Source organism: Desulfovibrio porci (genome assembly GCF_009696265.1).
GTDB classification, from domain to species: Bacteria; Desulfobacterota; Desulfovibrionia; order Desulfovibrionales; family Desulfovibrionaceae; genus Desulfovibrio; species Desulfovibrio porci.
This window is the reverse complement of record NZ_VUMH01000008.1, coordinates 127,400-148,413: the sequence shown is the minus strand read 5'-3', so window position 1 is coordinate 148,413 and position 21,014 is coordinate 127,400. Positions and strand designations below refer to the sequence as shown.

Annotated in this window: 18 protein-coding genes; 15 read left to right on the top strand and 3 right to left on the bottom strand. The window is 52.5% G+C overall.

The genetic code is table 11. The features are described from left to right. Positions 1-4 precede the first annotated feature (4 nt). The 15 genes from FYJ44_RS09250 to FYJ44_RS09180 all read left to right on the top strand — a co-directional run bounded on the left by FYJ44_RS09250 (position 5) and on the right by FYJ44_RS09180 (position 13,385). Entirely contained in the window at positions 5-220 is a 216-nt protein-coding gene (locus tag FYJ44_RS09250) for a hypothetical protein (protein WP_154511400.1), read from the top strand. Next, positions 217-1,581: a zincin-like metallopeptidase domain-containing protein gene (locus FYJ44_RS09245; RefSeq protein WP_154511398.1), complete on the top strand. Its 1,365-nt coding sequence runs from the start codon at positions 217-219 to the stop codon at positions 1,579-1,581. Before FYJ44_RS09250 ends, FYJ44_RS09245 begins: the two co-directional genes overlap by 4 nt. A gap of 1 nt (position 1,582) precedes the next feature. Continuing rightward, entirely contained in the window at positions 1,583-3,703 is a 2,121-nt protein-coding gene (locus FYJ44_RS09240; RefSeq protein WP_154511396.1) for a DNA topoisomerase 3, read from the top strand. Positions 3,704-3,786: 83 nt separating this feature from the next. Further along, positions 3,787-4,203 (top strand): hypothetical protein, encoded by a 417-nt coding sequence (locus FYJ44_RS09235; RefSeq protein ID WP_154511394.1) that lies wholly within the window; start codon positions 3,787-3,789, stop codon positions 4,201-4,203. 86 nt (positions 4,204-4,289) lie between these two features. Then, positions 4,290-4,715: a lytic transglycosylase domain-containing protein gene (locus FYJ44_RS09230; protein ID WP_195841001.1), complete on the top strand. Its 426-nt coding sequence runs from the start codon at positions 4,290-4,292 to the stop codon at positions 4,713-4,715. Then, a complete protein-coding gene (locus FYJ44_RS09225; protein WP_154511390.1) occupies positions 4,712-6,070 on the top strand; it encodes a secretion/conjugation apparatus DotM-related subunit in 1,359 nt (452 codons plus the stop codon). Before FYJ44_RS09230 ends, FYJ44_RS09225 begins: the two co-directional genes overlap by 4 nt. An 11-nt stretch (positions 6,071-6,081) precedes the next feature. Next, the gene (locus FYJ44_RS09220) at positions 6,082-7,341 is read left to right on the top strand and encodes a type IV secretory system conjugative DNA transfer family protein (protein ID WP_154511388.1); all 1,260 of its coding nucleotides are present in this window, start codon (positions 6,082-6,084) and stop codon (positions 7,339-7,341) included. 74 nt (positions 7,342-7,415) lie between these two features. Next, positions 7,416-8,621 (top strand): tyrosine-type recombinase/integrase, encoded by a 1,206-nt coding sequence (locus tag FYJ44_RS09215; RefSeq protein WP_154511386.1) that lies wholly within the window; start codon positions 7,416-7,418, stop codon positions 8,619-8,621. 18 nt (positions 8,622-8,639) lie between these two features. Beyond that, positions 8,640-8,861: a helix-turn-helix transcriptional regulator gene (locus FYJ44_RS09210; RefSeq protein WP_154511384.1), complete on the top strand. Its 222-nt coding sequence runs from the start codon at positions 8,640-8,642 to the stop codon at positions 8,859-8,861. A gap of 380 nt (positions 8,862-9,241) precedes the next feature. Continuing rightward, positions 9,242-9,451, top strand: coding sequence for a helix-turn-helix transcriptional regulator (locus FYJ44_RS09205; protein WP_154511382.1), 210 nt, complete (start codon positions 9,242-9,244; stop codon positions 9,449-9,451). A gap of 694 nt (positions 9,452-10,145) precedes the next feature. Beyond that, a complete protein-coding gene (locus tag FYJ44_RS09200; protein WP_154511380.1) occupies positions 10,146-10,493 on the top strand; it encodes a plasmid mobilization protein in 348 nt (115 codons plus the stop codon). Beyond that, positions 10,490-11,698, top strand: a complete 1,209-nt coding sequence (locus tag FYJ44_RS09195) for a relaxase family protein (protein WP_154511378.1) — start codon at positions 10,490-10,492, stop codon at positions 11,696-11,698. The genes FYJ44_RS09200 and FYJ44_RS09195 overlap by 4 nt, the downstream gene beginning before the upstream one ends. A gap of 9 nt (positions 11,699-11,707) precedes the next feature. Next, positions 11,708-12,076: a hypothetical protein gene (locus tag FYJ44_RS09190; protein WP_154511376.1), complete on the top strand. Its 369-nt coding sequence runs from the start codon at positions 11,708-11,710 to the stop codon at positions 12,074-12,076. A 2-nt stretch (positions 12,077-12,078) separates the two neighbouring features. Next, on the top strand, positions 12,079-12,783 hold the full coding sequence (locus FYJ44_RS09185) for a nucleotide-binding protein (RefSeq protein WP_154511374.1): 705 nt from the start codon (positions 12,079-12,081) through the stop codon (positions 12,781-12,783). Beyond that, complete coding sequence (locus FYJ44_RS09180; RefSeq protein ID WP_154511372.1) at positions 12,780-13,385, top strand: hypothetical protein; 606 nt, start codon at positions 12,780-12,782, stop codon at positions 13,383-13,385. Before FYJ44_RS09185 ends, FYJ44_RS09180 begins: the two co-directional genes overlap by 4 nt. An 18-nt stretch (positions 13,386-13,403) precedes the next feature. Here the strand turns inward: FYJ44_RS09180 and FYJ44_RS09175 are convergent, their stop codons facing one another. The 3 genes from FYJ44_RS09175 to FYJ44_RS14955 are packed head-to-tail and all read right to left on the bottom strand — an operon-like array spanning position 13,404 to position 20,960. Then, the gene (locus tag FYJ44_RS09175; protein WP_154511370.1) at positions 13,404-15,254 is read right to left on the bottom strand and encodes a UvrD-helicase domain-containing protein; all 1,851 of its coding nucleotides are present in this window, start codon (positions 15,252-15,254) and stop codon (positions 13,404-13,406) included. Positions 15,255-15,264: 10 nt separating this feature from the next. Further along, a complete protein-coding gene (locus tag FYJ44_RS09170; RefSeq protein WP_154511368.1) occupies positions 15,265-17,145 on the bottom strand; it encodes an ATP-dependent nuclease in 1,881 nt (626 codons plus the stop codon). 41 nt (positions 17,146-17,186) lie between these two features. Then, positions 17,187-20,960 (bottom strand): type ISP restriction/modification enzyme, encoded by a 3,774-nt coding sequence (locus FYJ44_RS14955; RefSeq protein WP_326833679.1) that lies wholly within the window; start codon positions 20,958-20,960, stop codon positions 17,187-17,189. Positions 20,961-21,014 lie beyond the last annotated feature (54 nt).

The window sequence follows — 21,014 nt, the reverse complement described above, 5'->3', positions numbered from 1 at the left end:
CATTATGAACAGAAAAGAACGCAACAGCCTTGGCCTGTTTGATACCGCGCGGCGCTCTTCTGAAAAAGAGCGCGTCACGCTCACCCAGGCGGACATCGAGCGCCAGCTTGACGCGGGCGCGTTTCTCATGAGCCGCGAGGAAGCCGTCGCCGCCGGGTTTCTCAATCCGTATGACGAACAGGATACCGTGATTGTGGACATCAGGGAGGAGCAGAAATGAGCCAAACGCCAGAGCAGAAAAAGAGCCGCTTTCAGCTCAGTCGGGAAGTTCAGGAGGAATTTGTCAACGGCATTGCCCAGACCATGTTGTCGCTGGCCGAAAATGCTGAACAGGGACAGCCGTCCGTGGCTGAAACGCCCTTTTGCCCCGTGACCGGCAAGGAATACAGCGGCGCGAACATGGTGCGTCTGACACTGACCGCTATGGAAAAGGGCTACGCCGACAACCGCTGGCTTACGTTCAAACAGCTTCAGGCGGTCAGGGAGGAACATCCCGACCTGAACATCCGCATCCGAAAAGGAGAGCACGGCGTCACCGTGCTGCGCCCGGAGGACGTGTTCTTCACGGTGGAAAAGGAAGGAAAGTGGAATTTTGTTTCTGAAGAGCAGGCAAAGGGCCTTCCTGATGTGCGGCGTCATACCCTGCTGTATCCCTTCACGGTCTTCAATGCGGCCCAGATTGAAAACTTTCCCGCCAGGGAACAACCCGCGCCCGTCATAACCGAAGCGGAACGCAATGATTTGCTGGAACGATTTGTCGCCAGTTCGGGTGTGGCGGTCGAACACGGCAAGGGCGTTCCGCGCTTCGACCACAAGACGGATACCGTCAGGCTGCCGCACCCGGAGAATTTTCACAGTTCGGGCGATTACTACGCCGCGAAGCTGCGGGAGTTCTTCAAGGCTACCGGTCACAGGTCACGGGAAGCCCGACAGCCTGTAAAGGCCCAAACACTCAAAAGCTGCGCCTTCGAGGAAATGCGGGCGGAAATGTTCTCCATGCTGGCCGGGGCGAAATTCGGTCTGCCCATGCCGGAACACGGTTCCGCGGAACGGCTCAGGCTCTGGAACCAGACCTTTTCCGGCGGGGAATCCAGGGCGCTTTTCCGGGCCGCCTCGGAAGCCGCGCGGGCGCTGACAACCCTGCGCCAGTTTGAAGCGGGCGAACAGCCCGCCGCCCGATGGTTCCCCAAACGCGAAGCATGGCCGGAACTCATGGAGATGCAGAAACAACGGGATGCCGTGACGGGCGTGTCCTTCCGGGAAAAGACCGGTTCCGACGTGCCGCGTCCCGCGCCCGGCAATACCGCCTCGCGTTCTCTGTCCGAATCCGTCAGGGCATTTGAAGAAACGGACGACCTGACCGTCAAGGCCCGTCTGATTCTCCAGAATCCCGACTTCCTGAACATGGCGCTCAGGCTCGACCCTTCCGCCACCAGAGAACTGGCCGCGCTCTGCGACCAGGTGTCGCAGGCATTGCACATGGAGCTGGACGAAAAGCTCCAGTCCGCGCCGGGCGCTGTGGAAAATCCCCTTCCCCTGAACGAACAGAAAGCCGCTTCCGCGCGGCGCATGAGGATGTAATATGCGACTTTTCATTGCCGAAAAACCCAATCTTGCAAAAGCCATCGCCAACGGCCTGGGCAACGGTCGCACGGAGAGCGGCTGCATCCGCTGCGGTAGCGATGTGGTGACATGGTGCTTCGGGCACATGCTCGAACTTGCCTGGCCGCAGGAATACAAGCCCGAATACGCTCAATGGCGGCGCGAACACCTGCCCATCATTCCTTCTGAATGGAAATACAAGGTCAAAAAGGACTCCGCCAAACAGCTTGCCGTCATCGGCTCCCTGCTGCGCGAGGCCGATTCCGTGGTCAACGCGGGCGATCCCGACCGCGAGGGTCAGCTTCTCGTGGACGAAGTGCTGGAGCATTTCAAATATCGCGCCCCGGTTGCCCGTATCTGGCTGCCGTCTCTGGATGACAAATCCGTCCGCATCGCCCTGAACGGCATCAGGGACAATACGCCCTATGCGCCTTTGCGCGACGCCGCCCGCGCCAGAAGTCTGGCCGACTGGCTGGTGGGCATCAACGCCACACGCGCCCTGACCATCAAGGGAAGAGAAGGCGGACGTTCCGAAACGCTTTCCCTGGGTCGCGTCCAGACGCCCACGCTTGCTCTGGTCGTTGCCCGCGACAGGGAGATTACCAACTTCACGCCCACGGACTATTTCGTGCTGCGGGCCTCACTCACCCATGCCGCCGGAGAATTTACGGCGAACTTCGTGCCCTCCGAGATGCAGGCCGGTCTGGACGCTTCCGGGCGGCTCGTGGATTTCTCCCAGGTTGCCGCCGTTCTTGAACGGGTCAACGGCGTGGAGGGCGTTGTCACGGAATCCCTGCGGGAGAGCAAAAGCAAGGCCGCGCCCCTGCCGCACAGTCTTTCCTCCCTGCAAAAAGCTGCTTCCGCCCAACTCGGCATGTCGGCTCAGGAAGTGCTGGATACCGCGCAATCCCTCTATGAGCGCAAGCTGACCACCTATCCCAGAACAGACTGCCGCTATCTGCCGGTTGAGCAGTATCAAGAAGCCGCCGCCGTGCTGGCCGCGCTTTCCTCGCTTCCCGGTCTGGAACAGGTGGCGGGAAAGACTGACGCCTCGCTCAAAAGCGCCGCGTGGAATACGGGAAAAGTCACCGCGCACCACGCCATCGCGCCCACAGGCGAACTGCCCCCGGACAATCTCAAAATGGAGGAACGCTCCCTCTATTTCATGATTGCCACGGCGTTTTGTCTGCAATTCCACCCGCCCATGCGTTATGAAGCGCGAAAAATCGTCCTCAACCTTGCCGATACCCGTTGGGAAGTCACGGGGCGGCGCGTGGTGGATGCCGGATGGACGGCCTTCTCCAAAGACGAGGATGACGACAGGCAGGAAGAGGAATCCCTGCCGCCGGTTGAACAGGGTGATGCCGTGACCTGTCGCACCGTGGAAAGCGTAAAGAAAAAGACTTCCCCGCCTTCCCGTTTCTCCGAGGGGACGCTCATCGAGGCGATGGCCAATGTCCACCGTTTTGTGGGCGACGCCGAGGCCAGAGCCACGCTCAGGGAAACCAAAGGCATCGGCACCGAGGCCACCCGCGCAAAGGTTCTCGAAACGCTCAAAGAGCGCGGCTATCTGGCGCTTGACAAGAAGTCCATCGTTTCCACGCCGCTGGGCCGGGAAATCATCGACCTCACCCCGCCCGCGCTCAAAGACCCCATTACCACGGCGGAATGGGAGTCCCGCCTTGAAGCCATCGCCCAGGGCAGGGAAACGCTCGACGCCTTTCTTGCGGAGCAGAAGAAGATTCTGCCGGATTTGCTTGCCCCCATTCTGGGTGACGGCAAGCCCGCCTTTCCTTGTCCTTCCTGCGGCGCAGCCCTGAACCGCCGCAAGCGCAAGAAGGACGGTTCGTGGTTCTGGGGCTGCACGGCGTATCCCGACTGCAAGGTCATCCTGCCCGACGAAAACGGCAGGCCCGGCAAGGCCAGGCCCAAACCCGCTCTTTCGGAATACGCCTGCCCGGCCTGCGGCAAGCCCCTCGTCAAACGCTCCGGCGCGAAAGGCGAGTTCTACGGCTGCTCCGGCTACCCCGGATGCAAAAAGACCTGGCCCGTCGCTCCGAACGGCGCTCCTGATTTCAACGCAAAGAAAAGAGGAAAATAGAACGGAAGATGTGGGGGCGCTGCCCCCCACTCCCCCGCAAGGGGCATGATGCCCCTTGACCCCCATTATTTGGAGACAGCGACATGAAATATATTGCCATGTTTCTCTTGTGCATGGTTCTGGCCGCGCCGTGTTTCGCCGGTTCCTGTCAGGATATGCAGGACGCCGTGGGCAGCGCGATTCAGGAACGCAACAACAGGGTATCGGACTCGCACGACATTCTCATGCCCGACCCGGAAACCGAACGGGACGCGCTTTCCGGCTGCCTCGGCTCCGTCAATGCCATTGGTGATGCTTTTTCTCTCGGCGTGACTCTGCCGAGCATGGATCAGATTGTCGCGGGCATGTGCAGTCAGGTCAATTCCTACATCAACCGGAAAATCAACGAGGCTCACAATCAGGTCAACAACGCCGTCAACGGCATGGGCGGCAACAACCCCTTCAAGGTCTACGGCACCGGTGGGGATTATGTCGTCAAAATTACGGGAAAACTTCAATGAGAACGGTAATCTTTCTTTTCGCCGCTCTGTGGTTGTTGCCGGATGCGGCCTTTGCCGCTGACCGGACAAGAGTTGTTTTGCCGTCCATGCGACCGCTGACAGCTGACTGCGTTCTGGACGCCGCCCGCATCAGCGGAATGCCCGTCGCCGCGCTCTTCGCCATTCTCGCCACGGAAGGCGGAAAAACCGGGGAAGCCCTGAGCAACAGGAACGGCACATGGGACATCGGGCCGTTTCAGGTCAACACCATTCATCTTAACGAGTTGGCCGCGATGGGCATTTCGCCTGACGCCGTACTCCGTGATGGCCGTGTCAATGCGTATGCGGCGGCCTGGCTGCTGCGGAAGGAGTATCAGCGCACGGGCAGTCTCTGGCAGGCCATCGGCGCGTATCACTCCCGGACGCCGCATCGCCGGGATGCCTATATCCGGCGCGTAAAAAGCAATCTGGAACGGCTGCGCCGGGACGGGCTTTTCACGCTCTCCGTTCTTGAGCGGGAGGCGGGACAATGAACGGTCGGGATAACAGGGATGACCACCTTTTCTTATGGTGCGCCTTTCTGGTTTTCGTCTTTGTGCTGCTGCCCGCCCTCTATGTCGTGTATGCGGATGATGTGAACAGGCCGCTGCTGGCGTTGGCCGAAGCCCAGATTCAGGTCTTCGCGCCATTCTTTGAGGAAGCGCAAACCGCGTGGGCGCGTATCGCGGAAGCCGATCCGGCCTCCCTGTCCTGGGAAACCATGCAAAAAGTCCTGCGCTACACCGGCTCGTGGATTCGCTGGCCCTTTGCGCTGCTGCTCGTTCTGTTCGGCGTGGCCGCCATCTTCATGGGGCGCGTGGGCAGTCTTGTCCGCCGCTTCAATATGGAAAGCCTGCTCCGGAACAACGCGGAGTCCTTCCCTTGTCTGCGGCCTGTGGTGGGGCGCGGCAAGTATCTGCTCTCGCCGGAATCCCATGATTCCGGGCCGTGGAAAATCGCCCGGACACCGGTGCAGTTCGCTCTGGAGAATGGATTACTGCTTGATGAACAGGGGAAAGCGTTCACGCCGGGACAGGCCCTGAAAAACGGCCTGCCGTCCACGGAACTGCCCGCCTGGGGCAACGCCCGGCTGGATGGAGAAAAAGCGCTTCGTGTGCTGACGGAACAGCTCGGCAAACGCTTTGAGGGCTACGAGGGCTTGTCGCCCTGCCGTCGCGCTCTGGCCGTCGCTTTTCTGGCCTATGCGGGCGGGGACAAGAAGGGATGCGTCGCTCTTCTCGACGCCGTTTCCCTCTCCTACCGCGAGGAAACCGGGCAGGCGTCTTGTCCTCTTCTGGAGGACGGCGACTTTGCCAACAAGCTGAAAACGCAATGGGAACGCCATGCTTCCGTGTTGAACGAGAAGTGTCTGAGCATCCATGCCGCCTATGAACTGCCTTGGTTCATGGCGTTGCTGTATCGGGCGCGACAGAAAGGCGTGCTGGCCAGTTCGCAGTTCCTCTGGCTCCGCCCGCTGGATCGTCCGCTCTGGTACGCGCTCAATCAGTGCGGAGGACGCGCGGCATGGGCCGAAGGTTTTGCGCCCTGGGCGCACTACACGGCGGAAGAAAAAGAAAGGAAGACTTTGACAAAACCGCATGTGGCTCCCGCCGTGGCAAGTCTCAGGGAAGCCCTTTCCGCCCAGGGCTGGCTGACGGAAATCTTTGTGCCGCCCATGCCGGAAACAATCCCGGTTCCGCCCGCTGACGCCGCCGAAACTTCAAACTCCGAGGCTGAAACTTCTTCCATTGAATCGCCGCCGGACGCGGATGTGGTTCTCTGCCCCCCGGAAGAAAACCCCGAATACGACGCCAATGAAGATGAACACTTAGCTGACGAATACTACTAGAGGTTCCACTTATGAACAGAACCATCAGAGGTCTGGAAGACCACGAAACACAGGAACGTAAACGCCTGCACCGTGATGTACGCTCCCCCTCGCAACGTCTCGCGGACGCGCTCAAGCTCGGCCAGGTGCAAATCGGTGGAATGTTCGGCGCGGGGGTGTGTCTGTTCCTCTTCCCCGTTCTGGCGACGCCGTTGTTTTTGGTTGGCATCGCTCTGTTCCTTGCCCGCTGCGCCTGCGTGAACGGCGAACGCCTGCCGTTCCGTATGCCGATGGGCCTGTACGGTACGGACAGAGGCGATCCCCTGCCCGGACGGGGCGGTTTTGCCAGACCTGAAGGCATCTTCTTTCTCGGCAACCGGCTTCAGGACAAACAGGAGCTTTGGCTGAAAGCCAAGGATATTCTCACCCATTGCCTGCTCTTCGGCACGACTGGTTCCGGCAAAACGGAAACTCTGGTTTCCCTGTCCTACAACGCTCTGGCCACAGCATCCGGGCTGTTCTACATCGACCCCAAGGCCAGTCCCAAGCTGGCTGTCCAGATATGGCAGATGGCCCGGTTCCTTGGCCGAGATGACGACTTCCGCGTGTTGAACTACGGCACGTCAGGCAAGGTCAAGGGCAAGTCCCCGCGCCGTCTTTCCAACACCAACAACCCGTTCACATTCGGCTCGGCGGAAGCCCTGACGCAGCTTCTTGTTTCTCTCATGCCCGCTTCGGATGGAGCCAATTCCATTTTCGCGGACAAGGCGCAAGCCCTGATTTCCGGCGTCATGTACGCTCTGGTGGACTTGCGGGACAAGGGACTGCTCAAGCTCTCCACCTCAATCATCCGTGATGCCCTGGCTCTGGAAAAATGCGTGGCTCTGGCCCTGCATCCTGAACTGGATCAGGAATCCCGCGCCTCCATCCAGGCGGCTCTCGGAACATCGGGCTGGATCGCCGGACGGGAAATGAAAGACCAGCCGCCGTCCTTCGCGGAACAATTCGGGTATGCTCAGAGCTATTTCGGCAAGGCGCTTTCCAGCCTGACCGACACCTATTCCCACATCTACGGCGCGGAAGATGGGGAAGTGGACTTCGCGGACGCCATCATGCAACAGTGGATTGAGATTCACAGTAGTCTTTGTTTTTACATAATATGTTATTTTTATTGTGAAATATTTTTGAGCGGTAGTCTGGATAGTCCAGAGAAGTCCGCTTGCAGCCTGCATTTTTGTGGGTATATATGTGGGTATCAAAACTTGGGATGCCCCAAAAGGGAAATCGTGTAACACTTTGAAATTGCACAAATAAGCGGATAAAAGCCCCAAAAGGCTCCTGCAACGTCCTTCAGGGAGGTCTGTCCATGCTTACCGATACCTACATCAAAAGCCTGAAGCCCGCAGAAAAGGCCAGAAAATACGCGGATGGAGGCGGCCTGTTTCTCTATATTCCGACCAGCGGCAGCAAGCTGTGGCGCATGGCCTATCGCTTCAACAAGAAGAGCAAGCTCCTCAGTTTCGGGGAGTACCCAACGGTCACGTTGAAGAAGGCCCGTGAAAAGCGCGACGAGGCTAAAAAGCTCCTTGCGGACGGCATAGACCCAGCGCAGCATAAAAAGGCGGCCAGAGCCGCCAGAGAAGCGGAAGAAGCCAATTCCTTCAAAAATATTGCGCTGGAATGGCAGGAAACGCAGACAGTCCACATTTTGCCGGCAGGAAGGGCCCATCTGCTGCATTGTCTGGAGCAGCATATTTTTCCTCATATCGGTTCCATGCCGATAACCCAGATTGAGGCGGCAGACATTCTGGCGTTCGTAAAGCCCTTTGAAAAGCAGGACAGGCTGAATCAAGCCCATCTGCTCATTCAGCTCTGCGGGCGCGTCTTCCGTTATGCCATTGCCACCTCACGCGCCAGACATGACGTAACCGCAGACCTCAGAGGCGCAATCCGTACCAAGAGGCCGAAGCATCATCCGACAATTCTGGACAAGAACAGGATCGGTAAACTCCTTTTGGAGTTTGATGAACACCCCGGCTACTATCCCGTTACCTGCGCCCTGCGGATCATGCCGCATGTTTTTGTGAGAGAAAAAGAGCTGATCTGGGCAGAGTGGACAGAATTCGATCTGGAGCGGGCAGAATGGCGCATCCCTGCGGAGAGGATGAAAAAGCGCGAAATGCACATAGTCCCCCTTTCCCGGCAGGTACTGCAAATTCTGCGGGAGTTACACCGGTTTTCAGGCAATGGCCGTTACCTTTTTCCATCTGCACGCTACATGGAAAAGCCGATCCAGAAGTCAACCATGCTGGCCGCACTCCGGCGCAAGGGATACTCCGGGAGCGAAATGTGCATTCATGGCTTCCGTTCAATGGCCTCGACGCTGCTCAATGAAATGGGTTTCAATAGCGACTGGATAGAGCGGCAGCTTTCGCATGATCACAGAGACGCCGTCCGGGCTGCCTACAACCATGCGCAGTATCTGCCGGAACGGCGCAATATGATGCAGACATGGTCTGACTATCTCGATGACTTGAGGGAAAAGGCCCGCCAATGCAGTGAAACATGTTGAAACAGCAGGAGGAAAGCCATGACATATCCGGCAGGAGATTCTTTGCTGCGCCTACCGCAGGTTCTTGAACTGATCCCTGTAAGCAAAAGCGCATGGTGGCGTGGATGCAGGGATGGCAGGTTTCCCAAGCCCGTCAAGCTGGGGCCGCGCACGACGGCATGGAGAAGTACAGACATTGCAGCCCTGATAAGGCAGGCTCCTTCCCCGGCTTGTGAGGAACAGGCAGTTCCTCTGGATTGAGTATTGTCTTTCCCGGACAGAAAACGGCAAGGCCGGTGTATGCCCCTCAGAGGCACGCACCGGCCTTTATATGTATCAAAAAGTCCAAAAGTATACACAGTACGCAAGAGGCTTTCCCGGATATTTTTATGTCTATGAGACCCGAATATAGACAAGGAAAGCATGGGGAACAAGAAAAATAAGAAAACTAATTATTCCAAAAAGTTTTACTGCTGTGCAAAGAATTTCAAAAAGTTGTCAAGATAAAAAATATATTTTTGAGAATATAACAGGTATTTCATGGGACAATATGGGACATATGCAATGGCGCAATCAGGAGAAAAAACGGGAACGCCGGAAAAGGCATGATATGCTGCGCAAAATACCGAGGAGGGGAAATTATGCCGACACCTGAGCACACTAAAGGCCTGTTGCGATTGCGCCAGATTCTGGAACTCATCCCCATCAGCCGCAGTGCATGGTGGGCGGGATGCAAGAGCGGACGCTACCCCAAGCCTATCAAACTCGGCCCGCGTACCGCTGTTTGGAAAGCAGCGGATATTTATGCCCTGCTGGACAAGCTCTCCTCTTCGCAAAAGGAAGAAGAATAGGCATGACCCTGTTCCCGGCTCGTCGTCCGTCACTCCCGCAAATCTGCCGAAAGCGGGCAGCGCGTCAAGGCCAGGCCCTTGCGGGCCGCTTCGCGGGCCTTGACGCTTATGCCCTTGCTTCCGGCAAAAAATACATGCGGGCGACGGACGAGGAAGCCTCCGGCGGGGGCTCTGTCAAAGGAAGTCCACATACCAGCAAGGCCGCACATACATTTCAGGAAAGCTGCGCAGACGTTCTTTGCAGTGGGCACATAAAGAACAGCGGTACGCAGGATACCGGGCAGCAACAGCAGGCGTTACCTGCTGCCTGTTCATGGAATACCGCCCCAGAAAAAGGCCCGTATATGCCCGGTGCCTGTCTCTGGCATAGGCGGATACTGACTTCCCGGAAGACGGATAGTGATCCGTCTGCGGCAGAAAGCGAATCCGTTATCGGAGTCATACCGATCCGGCAAACGCTTCCTGTCATCATGTCGCGTGCCACATGCGATCCGGTTATGCGGCATATGCGTTCCCGATATTACCCGGATGCTGATCCGTCACCATGTTGTTCCTCTGCTCATGTCTGCGTATTTGTCCGGCGGTATTTCCGAGGGCCAGCCTACGTTTCGTATAGACGCTTCGCGTCATACTTCACGGCTGGCGAGGGGCGCTGCCCCTTCGAACCCCTAAAAGGCAAAAGGCAGGCAAGGCGATGAAGCGCGTCAAACCGGTTCGCACTGCGGCTGTTATCATACGCCTTTACCCGGAGGAACGCGACATTCTTCGCTTCAATGCCGGGCTGCATGGCATGAGCATGTCGGATTATGTGCGGCAGACCTGCCTTGGCATACGACTGCGAAGAACTCCCGAAGAAAGACGCCGAGTGCGTGAGCTGGCGCGTATTGGCGTTAATATCAATCAGCTTGCACGCTGGGCCAATACTTACAAGCAGGCAGCTGAGGCCGTGGAAGTCCTGCTGGCCCTGAAGGAGCTTGAAAGGCATGTCAGAGAGTTTGCCACGGCAGCCCCGGAGGATAGCAGTACGGGGGAGGCGTCATGATGATGAAGGTATTTCCGCATGGAACCGGATCAGGAGACAAGCCCAGCCGCTATCTTGTGCGCACGGATTATCCGGGAAGAGACACACGCCCCCCGCAGGTATTGCGCGGCGATCCTGCCATGACCCGTGCGCTTATCGACAGCATAGAGCGGCGATGGAAATTCACGTCCGGCGTACTGGCATGGCATCCTGATGACTGCGTCAGTGAGCAGCAGGAAAACGCCGTGATGGATGCTTTTGAACATGTGGCCTTTGCCGGGCTTGAAGAAGATCAGCGCAATATTCTCTGGGTTCGCCATACCCATGCGGGGCATCATGAGCTGCATTTTCTGATTCCGCGTCTGGAACTTTCCAGCGGAAAGGATTTTAACGCCTGTCCGCCCGGCTGGCAGAAGGACTTTGATGTTTTTCGAGACCTGTTCAACTGGCGTGAAGGCTGGGCCCGCCCGGATGATCCTGCCAGACGCCGGGAGGTTCTGCCGAAAAAGGCTGATTTGTTCAGGGCGCGTCTGGCCAGATGGGGAAAGGAACTCCGGGCAGGAGAACGCGACAAGGTAAGAGACGCCATTCTGGCCCACCTTGGGGAAAGGAGAGCAGCGGGAGAGATCAGGGAACGCACGGACATTCTGAAGGCGCTGAAAGAGCTGGGATTGACTATCAACCGTCAGGGCAAGGAATACGTCAGCGTCATCGAACCGGAAACGGGCATGAAACTGCGTCTGAAGGGCGGCATGTTTTCTCAGGACTGGAAAGCTGCGGACAGGGAAGGCTGGGCTCATGTACCGGAACAGGCGGCGCATACCATCGCCCGCCTTGAGGCCGAACTGGGGCGCGTTCTGGCAAAACGCACACGGCAGAACAGGAAGCGTTATCCGCTGAAATGGAAAGAGGTAAGACCAGCCGTTTCCCTGCATTTGCCGGAAAAACAGAAGGAAGTTTGCCATGAGCGAAACAGAGCAGATGCTGCTTCAGGCGCTGAAACGTCTGGAGGAAAATTACGAGACGCGGCTGAAGGAGTGCGGCACACGTCTGGAAGAGCTGGAGGAGCGCCAGATGCTTCTTGTGGCGGAAGTGCGCAGTTTGAAAAAATTGTTCAGCGATGTCGAAGCGGTGTACAGCAACTTGCAGACCTTGTTGCTGAGATTGAAAAACGGCGCATAGCGCAGGAGCGGGAGCGCAGCAGCCCGCGCATACGGATGCGATGAGGCGGACGCATGGGAAAGTTCAAGCGCATTGCAATGAAAGACATCAAGGCCATGCAGAAAACGCTGGATGACCTGCCGGACAAGAACCTTGGCAAGACAAGGGAAGAAGCCGTTGAGCTGCTCGACGTCCAAATACGCAAGGCTTTGGAAAAGGGCTATACCGTAAGGGAATTGTCCGAGATCATGGCCGACGGCAATGTCAGCATTCCACCGCCAGTCATTCGGGCAAGGTTGCTTCCCAAAGGGGAAACAACGCGCAAGCGGGCTTCCTCTCCCTCAAAAGCGCGGGATACGGCTTCTGCCCCGGCAGACGCCGCTCCGGCATCGGCAGAGACGCCTTCTTATTATACCCCGGACATACCGGATTCGGAGTTGTAGCAATGACTATTCAGAACAGTGTCTTTTATGTTGGCGGCAGCAAGGGCGGCGTGGGCAAAAGCCTTTTTTCCTTTGCGCTGGTGGACTACCTGCTCAACAGGGAAGTCAACGTCCTGCTGGTGGATACAGACACCGACAATCCTGATGTCTACAAGGCGCACAGCTCTCTGGAGCTGCCCAATCTGCATTGCCGCATGAACAGTCTCGATGATGCTGACGGCTGGGCGGATCTTCTCGACATGGTGCAGAAATTCCCGGAATACGCCGTCGTCATCAATGCGGCAGCCCGTACCAAGACCAGCACGAACAGTTATGGCGAAATCATGAAGGCGGCCTTGCAGGATATGGCGCGTGAACTGTGTGTTTTCTGGATTATCAACCGCCACCGGGATTCCATAGAACTGCTGCATTCCTTTCAGGAAGTCTTTGCCGACGTGCGGATTTATGTCTGTCGTAATCTGTACTTTGGGGAGGCGCAGCGTTTTGACCTTTATAACGCCTCAAAAGCGCGTGAAGCCGTGGAAAGAAAGGGCGGTACGCTGGATTTCCCGGCTGTTGCCAACCGTGTAGCCGACTGGCTTTATTCCAGGCGGATGTCCCTGCGTGCAGCGTGCGCGGAAATGCCCTTTGGGACACGCGCCGAAGTGCAGCGCTGGCGCTCTCTGTGTGCTTCCCTGTTTACGCAGGTTCTGGGAGAAAACGCATGAGCATGGATGCCATTATTAATCTGGAGGAGGCCCTTGGGCGCAAGTTTACCGAACAGGAATCCGCCCGCCTGCGGGAGATCGGCAGGCAGCTGCATTTGCGGGATGACGACGCTCTCTGGTCGCTTTTGGCAGCTCTGGAGTACCAAAGAATTTTTTACGAAGCCCTGCCGGACAGGATTGCTGACGCATCACGGGAAATCATGGACGGTATCAGCGCAGCTGCCGCCAGCGAAACAGCAGCCGCACAGGCACGCCTGACCGAAAGCGTCGTGGAACAGGCAGAACGGTTATCCGGCAAGATTCACTATGCAACCCTTGTGCCTTTGGGCATTGCGGCCCTGATATGCCTTCTTGTCTTTGGCAGTCTGATGCTTTGGGCTGGCTTCTGTATCGGCTCCGGCCAGTCTCTCCCGCCTGCTGCTCTTTTGAATATGCCGTCCGGCATCCTGATCGGAGGCTTGAGCTTCGTTGCAGGTATCTATCTTTTTGTAATTACCGCACGGCTCTTTATTGATGAAGATGATGCTTGGAAAAAGAGTTGTGCCGTAATGTTTTTATTTATGATTGTTGGGTTATGCTTATACCTTTCAATGGTATACTAATTTATGTAGTACAATGTTTTAGCCGATATGTTTTATGTCCCATTCTGAAAAGAAATCTTTGTAAGTTTTATATGTGCTATGTCGTATGGCTAGGCATAATAAGTCTCTTGGACGAGAGAAGCCAACATATACACAATTTCTATCTTTTTTATATAGACTGCTTTTGCACTGATCTTGCTTATAAAGTAGCTTTATTGTTCGTATGATATCTGACCTTTTTTGATTTTCTGTTTCTAAATACAGAGTGGCATCATGAGTTTCACCCTTTACACCATGTACAGTATCAAATTGAATTTTTATTCCATATTCTTCTGATTCATAGATATTATTTGTTGCAACAGGATTATCAATGATATTCTTTTCCATGAAAAAATTGGGGATTTCTTGAAAGATATTGTCTCCTAATATATAAAAAATAATTTTATCTATTTTTTCTTTTATATTTTCATATGTAATTGTGTTTATGGTTATCAAATTAAACATATGTGTTTTATACTCTCGTTCACATGTTTCTTCAAGGAAACGTTTAAGCGTCTTTGTTGTATGATATTTATCTTTATTGTATCTTCTATTTGTAAAGTGTAACATTTTACATATTAGTTTTCTAACAAGCCTCTCTACTATATATGCTCTACCAGAATTTAATTCGTTCATGATGTTTACAATATAATATTGATAACTGTTTTCAAGCGCTAGTTTATTTGTTTCTCTGAATTGCGGCCAATAATCACTAATTTTTAGTCCTTTAACATTTTTACATATTCCAATAGCTTTATATATTCCATCCTTTTTTATTAAATCGTTATTTTTTATTGCTTCGATAAAGGAAGGCAGTACTTTTGTAATATCTTCATATACTAATAGCGTCGGTCTTATGCTACAATACCCTCTTATAGATAATATTTTCTGTTCTGGTTGGAGTTGTGTTACTAGATTAGCAATTTCTTGACTAAATCTGTGAGTGTGAGCAATAGATAAATGATTAGGACTCGCCTCCCAATAAGGATCATCCTTTCTCACATCGCTGTAGATTGTTTGATTGGTATCACCAATTTTTTGGAAAATAGTCTTCGTATTGGAAAAAAGTTGTTCAAAAATTTGTCTTTGTATACTTGAACAATCTTGATATTCATCAATGAAAACAAAAGCAAACCGTCGGGATAAAATATCCCGTAGTAAGATGCCATTTTCTCTTATTATTTCTTCTGTGTAAAGATATGTATCACGATACCTAATAACACCATCGTTAAATAATGATTGTTTTGCATTATTTAAATTTTGAGCGTGAATAGTATCTTTTTTATATATCTTTTTTGAAGAAGAGTTTTCTATTAAAATATTTCCCTCAGCATCAAAAGCGATATCTTTAATAATGTCCACGGCTGTATTATATTTTCGACTATGGCGGCATTTTATAATAAGAGAATTATATGTATCGGGATACGTTTTTCTTATTGCGTTGTTTAAACATTGTGCATAATCTTCATCACTTGTTAATTGTATGGGGTTAGGGATTCTACATCTGAGAAAGGGGAATAATATATATTTATCAATGAATGATTGAATTGTCCCTATAAAATTAGGGTATGATAGTAGTTTATGGGCAGAGCCTCCAAATTTGTTTTTAATTTCATTAACTGCAACATTAGTATGAGATAATACGCAGATTCCTTGACCATTAGGTAGTGGCAGTCGATCCGTAAGTATTTTTAGTTTTCCGATCAGAACAGTTGTTTTTCCACTACCAGGGCATGCCAAAATATCTTTACTTTCCCAGCAGTTGATTACAGTTTTTGCGTCATGTGAAAACGTACAACCGGGAGGTAAGAGTAATTTTTCCAACGAAGAAAAATCAGATATTGTATACATAATCTCTGCCCTATTTTACGCCAGCTGCGTGTTTGATTGCATCAACGATGTATTTCAGGTAGATATCTCTCTCTAGCTGCTCAGCAAGAGCTTTCCTTTTATCCTCATTGATACTTATCTGATACAAATCTAAATCAAACATCTTTTCTTTTGTTAATCCTTTTGTTTCATCAATAAGGCTCCATCTTAAATTACTAGCTAGGCACTGTGCTACAACAGCTTTTGATATTTGTTTTTCGAGCATGATATCGTGATAGTATTTATAAGCGACTTTCTCAGGAGAGATACTTTTCCATGCAGTTTGTTCTTCTTGAAATTCAGTATGAACAGATTTTATTTTTGAGTCAGTTAGAGCATACTTGTCGCTGTTTTCTATTTTTTCTGCTTGTAAAATAGATTCAAACAACATATCTTTTAAACTGCTAAGTCCAATAGAATACTCAAGAGTCCATTTTGGTGCAACAAATGCTTGAACATTTTTGTTGTTGTATCTTTGCTTGATGCTTTCGATCTTTCTTTCTGTTTCAGTATTATAGGTGTTAAAGACGCCATCTTTTTCTTCTGGTTTAATATCACAATCTGTGATAATTGATACAGGAATTGGGAGTGTATCTCCTTGTGATCTAAGAAAAATTTTTGAATATCGAAAGAAAGCAATATTCCCAACATTAACAAGAGATACTCCATGCTTTTCTAGATTTAAATCTAAAATATCTGCTAAAGCCGGGATTAATAATGCTTCTGCATCTCCTTCAACCATGATAATGCCTTTAGCAAAGAAGAAATTCGCTTTAGTTGCATCAAGGAATCTTTGCAAGAATAGATAATCGCCCTTATTGAGAGCTGTTTTGTCTGGTGTTAACTCATATGCAGCATTTCCTTTAATTAATATGATGTTTTTCGTATTGATTTTAGATGCCAGTGTCGGACTATGCGTTGATATTATAAGCTGAACACCTGAATCGTTATACTTCTTTTGCAGATAATTCATTAGTCGTAGTTGAGCTTGAGGATGTAAATGGGCTTCGAGTTCCTCGATTAGGGCTAGTTTTAAGCTGTCATTCGCATTAGAATTGAGCAGTAATAGTTCTGCTGCAATAAAGAGTAAGTTATAGACTCCCAAGCCTGGGCTCCTTTCGGGGGCAATAAGAGACAAACTTTCAAGGATTTGTTTGAGTGTAGTTCTAGAGGCTTCAATAGAAGCACTATTAGAAGCATTTTTATCAATAAATTCTTGTAATGTTTCTCTGATGTTTTCTAAAATTATTTTTCCATCTTTATCAATAAAATACTGTTGAATTTCATTGTTAGCTTTTTTTATTATTTCTACTAACTCATTACTTTCTTTATTGGAAAAGTGTGGATGGCTATATAAAATTTGTGAAATTCTTGAGTTTCGTCCACGACACATTTCACGTTCGGCATCACGTAGCGGTTTCAAATATACACATTTAAGCAATTCTTTCGCTTTACCGTTAAGAACATTCCCTCTATCTCTGTCTCCAGTATTTAATTCTCTATATATCCTATTTCCTTCCTTATATGCTCTGAAGAATAAGAACAACTTAAAATTAGTAGAAGAATTATTTTCTTCTTTTTCAACTGTTGCAAATTCAATGAAGTTTTTTGCTTCTTCTGCTTCGAAATTTTCAATTGTGCAGCTGATTGAGAATTCTGTAGCACTTTTCCCATCATTATCAGTAAAAAAATCGTCCTCGGTAATTGCAATGTAGTCGTCACTCTGAGTGGAGAGTACTATTTTGATGGCGTCGATAATTGTACTTTTTCCGGAATCATTCTCTCCTACCAAGGCATTTAATCCTTTATGAAAGTTAATAGTAAGATTAGTATATTTTCTGAAATTTTTCAAAGTCATTTGCGATAAAAACATGATAGACTCCTACTGAAATGATATCAAACTTTGTTATACTGTTACAGCCCATTTCCTAAGGAAAGACTTGGCAAACTTTTAACCAGTTTCACCGTCTCCACGCTGACGGTTATCACGCTCAGGAGCAAGTCGAGGATGTACCTCGGCTTGCCCTGTTCTGTGGCCCAGTCGTTGGGGTCGTTGGTGATGCCGCTGGCCTTGTCCATTTTGATCTGGTAGCGCTCCATAATCCATTCCACAGCGGTTCGGCCATTCACTACATATTCGCAGGCTTCCTGCGGGATATGCGAGATCGTTATCCACGGGTTATACTCGATGGTCGTCTTGTCCTGCTTGTCCGGGAAGCGCATCTTCTCCACGCGGAACTTGCCCTGTTCCGCGCCGGTAACAACCACGTCCGGGTGCGGGGGCTGCGTCTCATAATTCAGATGCAGTTCCGCCAGCGCGCGCCCCGCCTTGCTGAACGCCCAGAAGTCCGCAGGCTTCTCCACCAGCGGCAGGCGCGGCAGCATCTTCTTCAAGTCTGCGGCAAACGTCCGGCGGTAGTCCGGCGAATGCAGCAGGCTATAGACATAATAGAAAATGTCTTCCTTGCTGACCTTCGGCCCGTAGCTTGCCCGGCAGCGTTCCAGAATGAAATTGGTTATGCCGTCCTTGCGCGTGTACTCGCTTTTTTCGCTGTCAAAAAGCGTCGGCTGGTAGACGGATTTCTTTTCGTAATAGTACAGCGGAAAGCATTGGGTTCCATCATTATGAAGATGCAGATCGGGAATATCGTTGACCATGAAGGGGCTAAACTCTACCCAACGCCCGCCAATACCCGGCAAGCAGATAACAAGATTTTTGGTTTCCGGCGTGGGAAAAAGTTTCGGCATTTGATACTGCATTTCATTCAATGCCGCAGAAAAATAGACGTGCTGTTTGCAGAAGGGGCGGTAGACTGCCTGCCTAATGGCAGAAGGCTCAAAAGTCTTTGTGCGCTTCTTCTGAAAATCATTCTGGAATGCCCGCGTCCAGCTTATTCTTGTGGCATCAAGCATGGGCGTTTCCCTGCCGGATTCCACCATGCTGTTGTAATAATCAATGGTAGATTTGACATTCTGCTGCAATTTTGTTTGCGAAAAATTGTAGCACCATGCGTCACGCTGGGTTTTCAATCCATTGGAATAATACGGCATAAAAAACGTCTGCTTATTCTCCTTGTTCTCCTTGTCTCCAAGAGGGATGAAAGTGCCGAACACGTCATTGCGCTGATTGAGCCAGTCGCCATGCGCGTTGGGGCGGATATGCGTCCAGTTCATGGCAGGATTGAGGATGCTGCGCTTTTCGGCAATGATGGCAAGTTTTTCTTCCCTGCTCAGATAATCGCCGATGTCGTGATACTGGATAAGGGCCTTGCCTGTATAGCCGGGCTTTTTGACCAGCACGGTAATGGCAATGGGCGTGCGACTGCCAAGACCAAAGACGTTCCCGGATTCCTTGCGGCGAACTTCTCCCGACGTGCGGCAGTTGCCGCGCAAATTGAAGACATAGATGGCGCTGAACTCCGCCTCAAGGCTTTTGCGGAAACCGTCCATAGCGTTGCCGTCCAGCCAGTAGCCATTGGAAACAAAGGCAATGATGCCGCCGTGCTGTTTGTCCAGCCTGTCCGAAGCCCAGCGGAAGGCCTTGATATAGGAATCATAGAGGGCGTTCTTGTTGGTCTTGTCCGATTGTTTGGCGTAGGTATCGGCAATGCGCTGTTCCAGGCGGCGATAGGACTGGTTCTGCGCATCGTCATTGGCGGATTTCTGGCCCACGGAATAGGGCGGATTGCCGATGATGACCTGAATGGGGGCGTTCTGCTGGGCCTGCACCCGTTCGGAATTTTGCGGCAGGGCGGGCGTATAGAGCCAGTTGACGTCATCGGTTTCGCCAAGCTGGAAGGTATCCGTCAGACAGATACCGTTGAAGGGCGTATAGGCGGCGCTTTCGCCCTGTGTGGCATGGTAGGCATTTTCGATATTGATGGAGGCGATATAGTAGGCCAGCAGGACTATTTCATTGGCGTGCAGCTCCGCCGCGTATTTGCGGGGCAGAGCCTCCGGCGCGATGAGGCCGCTCTCAATCATGCGAGCGATGAACGTTCCTGTCCCTGTAAAGGGGTCAAGAATATGCACGTTTGCATCGGAAAGGGAGCGCCCGAAGGCCGCCTGCAGGACATCGGCCACGGAACGGTTGATGAAGTCCACGATTTCCACGGGGGTATAGACGATGCCGAGTTTCTCCACCGTGCGGGGAAAGGCCGTGCGGAAAAACTTGTCGTACAGCTCCACGATGACGCGCTGCCGGGCTTCGGCATTGTCGAGGCCGGAAACGCGCATTTTGACGGATTCGTAAAAGCGCGAAAGCACGACGGTATCCTTTTCCAGCGCCTGCGCTTCCAGCAGATCAAGCATGCCTTGCAGGGCGCGGGAAACGGGATTGTGCTGCACAAAGGAATAATCCTCAAACAGCGCTTCAAAGACCGGCTTGGTGATCAGGTGCTGGGCCAGCATTTCCACCACCTCGCCGGGCGTGACGGCGGGATTGATATTCTTGCGCAACCCGGACAGGAAGTCGTCAAAGGCGGTCTTGTGCGGGCCGGGAACGGCGATCAGGCGGTCGATGCGTTCCATATAGCCCTGAGCGATCTGGGCAACGTCCGCCGCCCACTGTTCCCAGTAGCGTTTGTTGCCGACCTTCTGCACCATGCGGGCATAAATGGCCCCTTGCAGATCCTGAAGATGCGGCAGGGGCAGGGGAAGCCGCGTTGCCGTGCCACCTCCCTTGCCCGCCGGGGGCGTGTCGCCTTCCTCATCCGGCGTATGTCCGTCGCCAATGCCGCCGATCAGCACCGTGCCGCCGTCCTTTGGCTTGTGGCGATTCAGTTCCAGCTTGTTGATCATGGCGCTGAAGCGGTCATCATGCGCGCGCAAGGCATTGAGAACTGTCCAGACAACGGCAAAACGCTTGTTGTCGTTGAGCGCTTCTTCCGGCGTCACATGGGAAGGAATGAGGACGGGAATAATGATGTAGCCGAATTTCTTTCCCGGAGCCGTGCGCATGACGCGCCCCACGGACTGCACCACGTCGATCTGGGAATTGCGGGCCGAAAGAAACAGCACCGCATCCAGAGAAGGCACGTCCACGCCTTCGGAAAGGCAGCGCACATTGGTCAGGATGCGGCATTCGTTGCCGTCGGCAGGGGCGGCATTAAGCCATGACAGCTTTTCGTCGCGGGTGGTGGCGGGCATGGTTCCGTCCACATGCTGCGCGGATACGCTGACCATTTCCGCGCGTTCCTCCTGCGTCAGGCTGTCATAATAGCTTTCCTTGAAACCGTTGAAGACCGCGCTGATCCGTTTCGAAATCTTGATGTTCTGACAGAAGGCGACCGCCTTGCGCATGGGCGCGGGATCGGAGGTCTTCAGCAGGCCCTCGTCAATGAGCATCCGCTTTGACAGGGCGTTGATGCAGCCGATGAGCTTGCTTGCGTCGTCGGTATCGATCTCCTTGCTGCTGTCCGCCACGGCGGCTTGCAGGGCGGCGGGAATCTGGCTTTCGCTGAGCGTCAGCACAAGCACCTTGTAATCCGCCAGCAGATTCTTATCGACCGCCTCGCCAAAGCCGATGCGAAAGACCTCCGGCCCGTACAGGGCTTCGTCATCCATCGAGCAGAGCCAGGCTTCGGCATCCTGCGCCTTTTTCTTGCTTTCTTCCGCATACAGGCGCGGGGTGGCCGTCATGTAGAGGCGTTTTTTCGCCTGAATAAAGGCGTTGTCATGCACCTTCACAAAGGCGGAATCTTCCGCGTCCTTCAGCGTGACGCCGGTGGTTCTGTGGGCCTC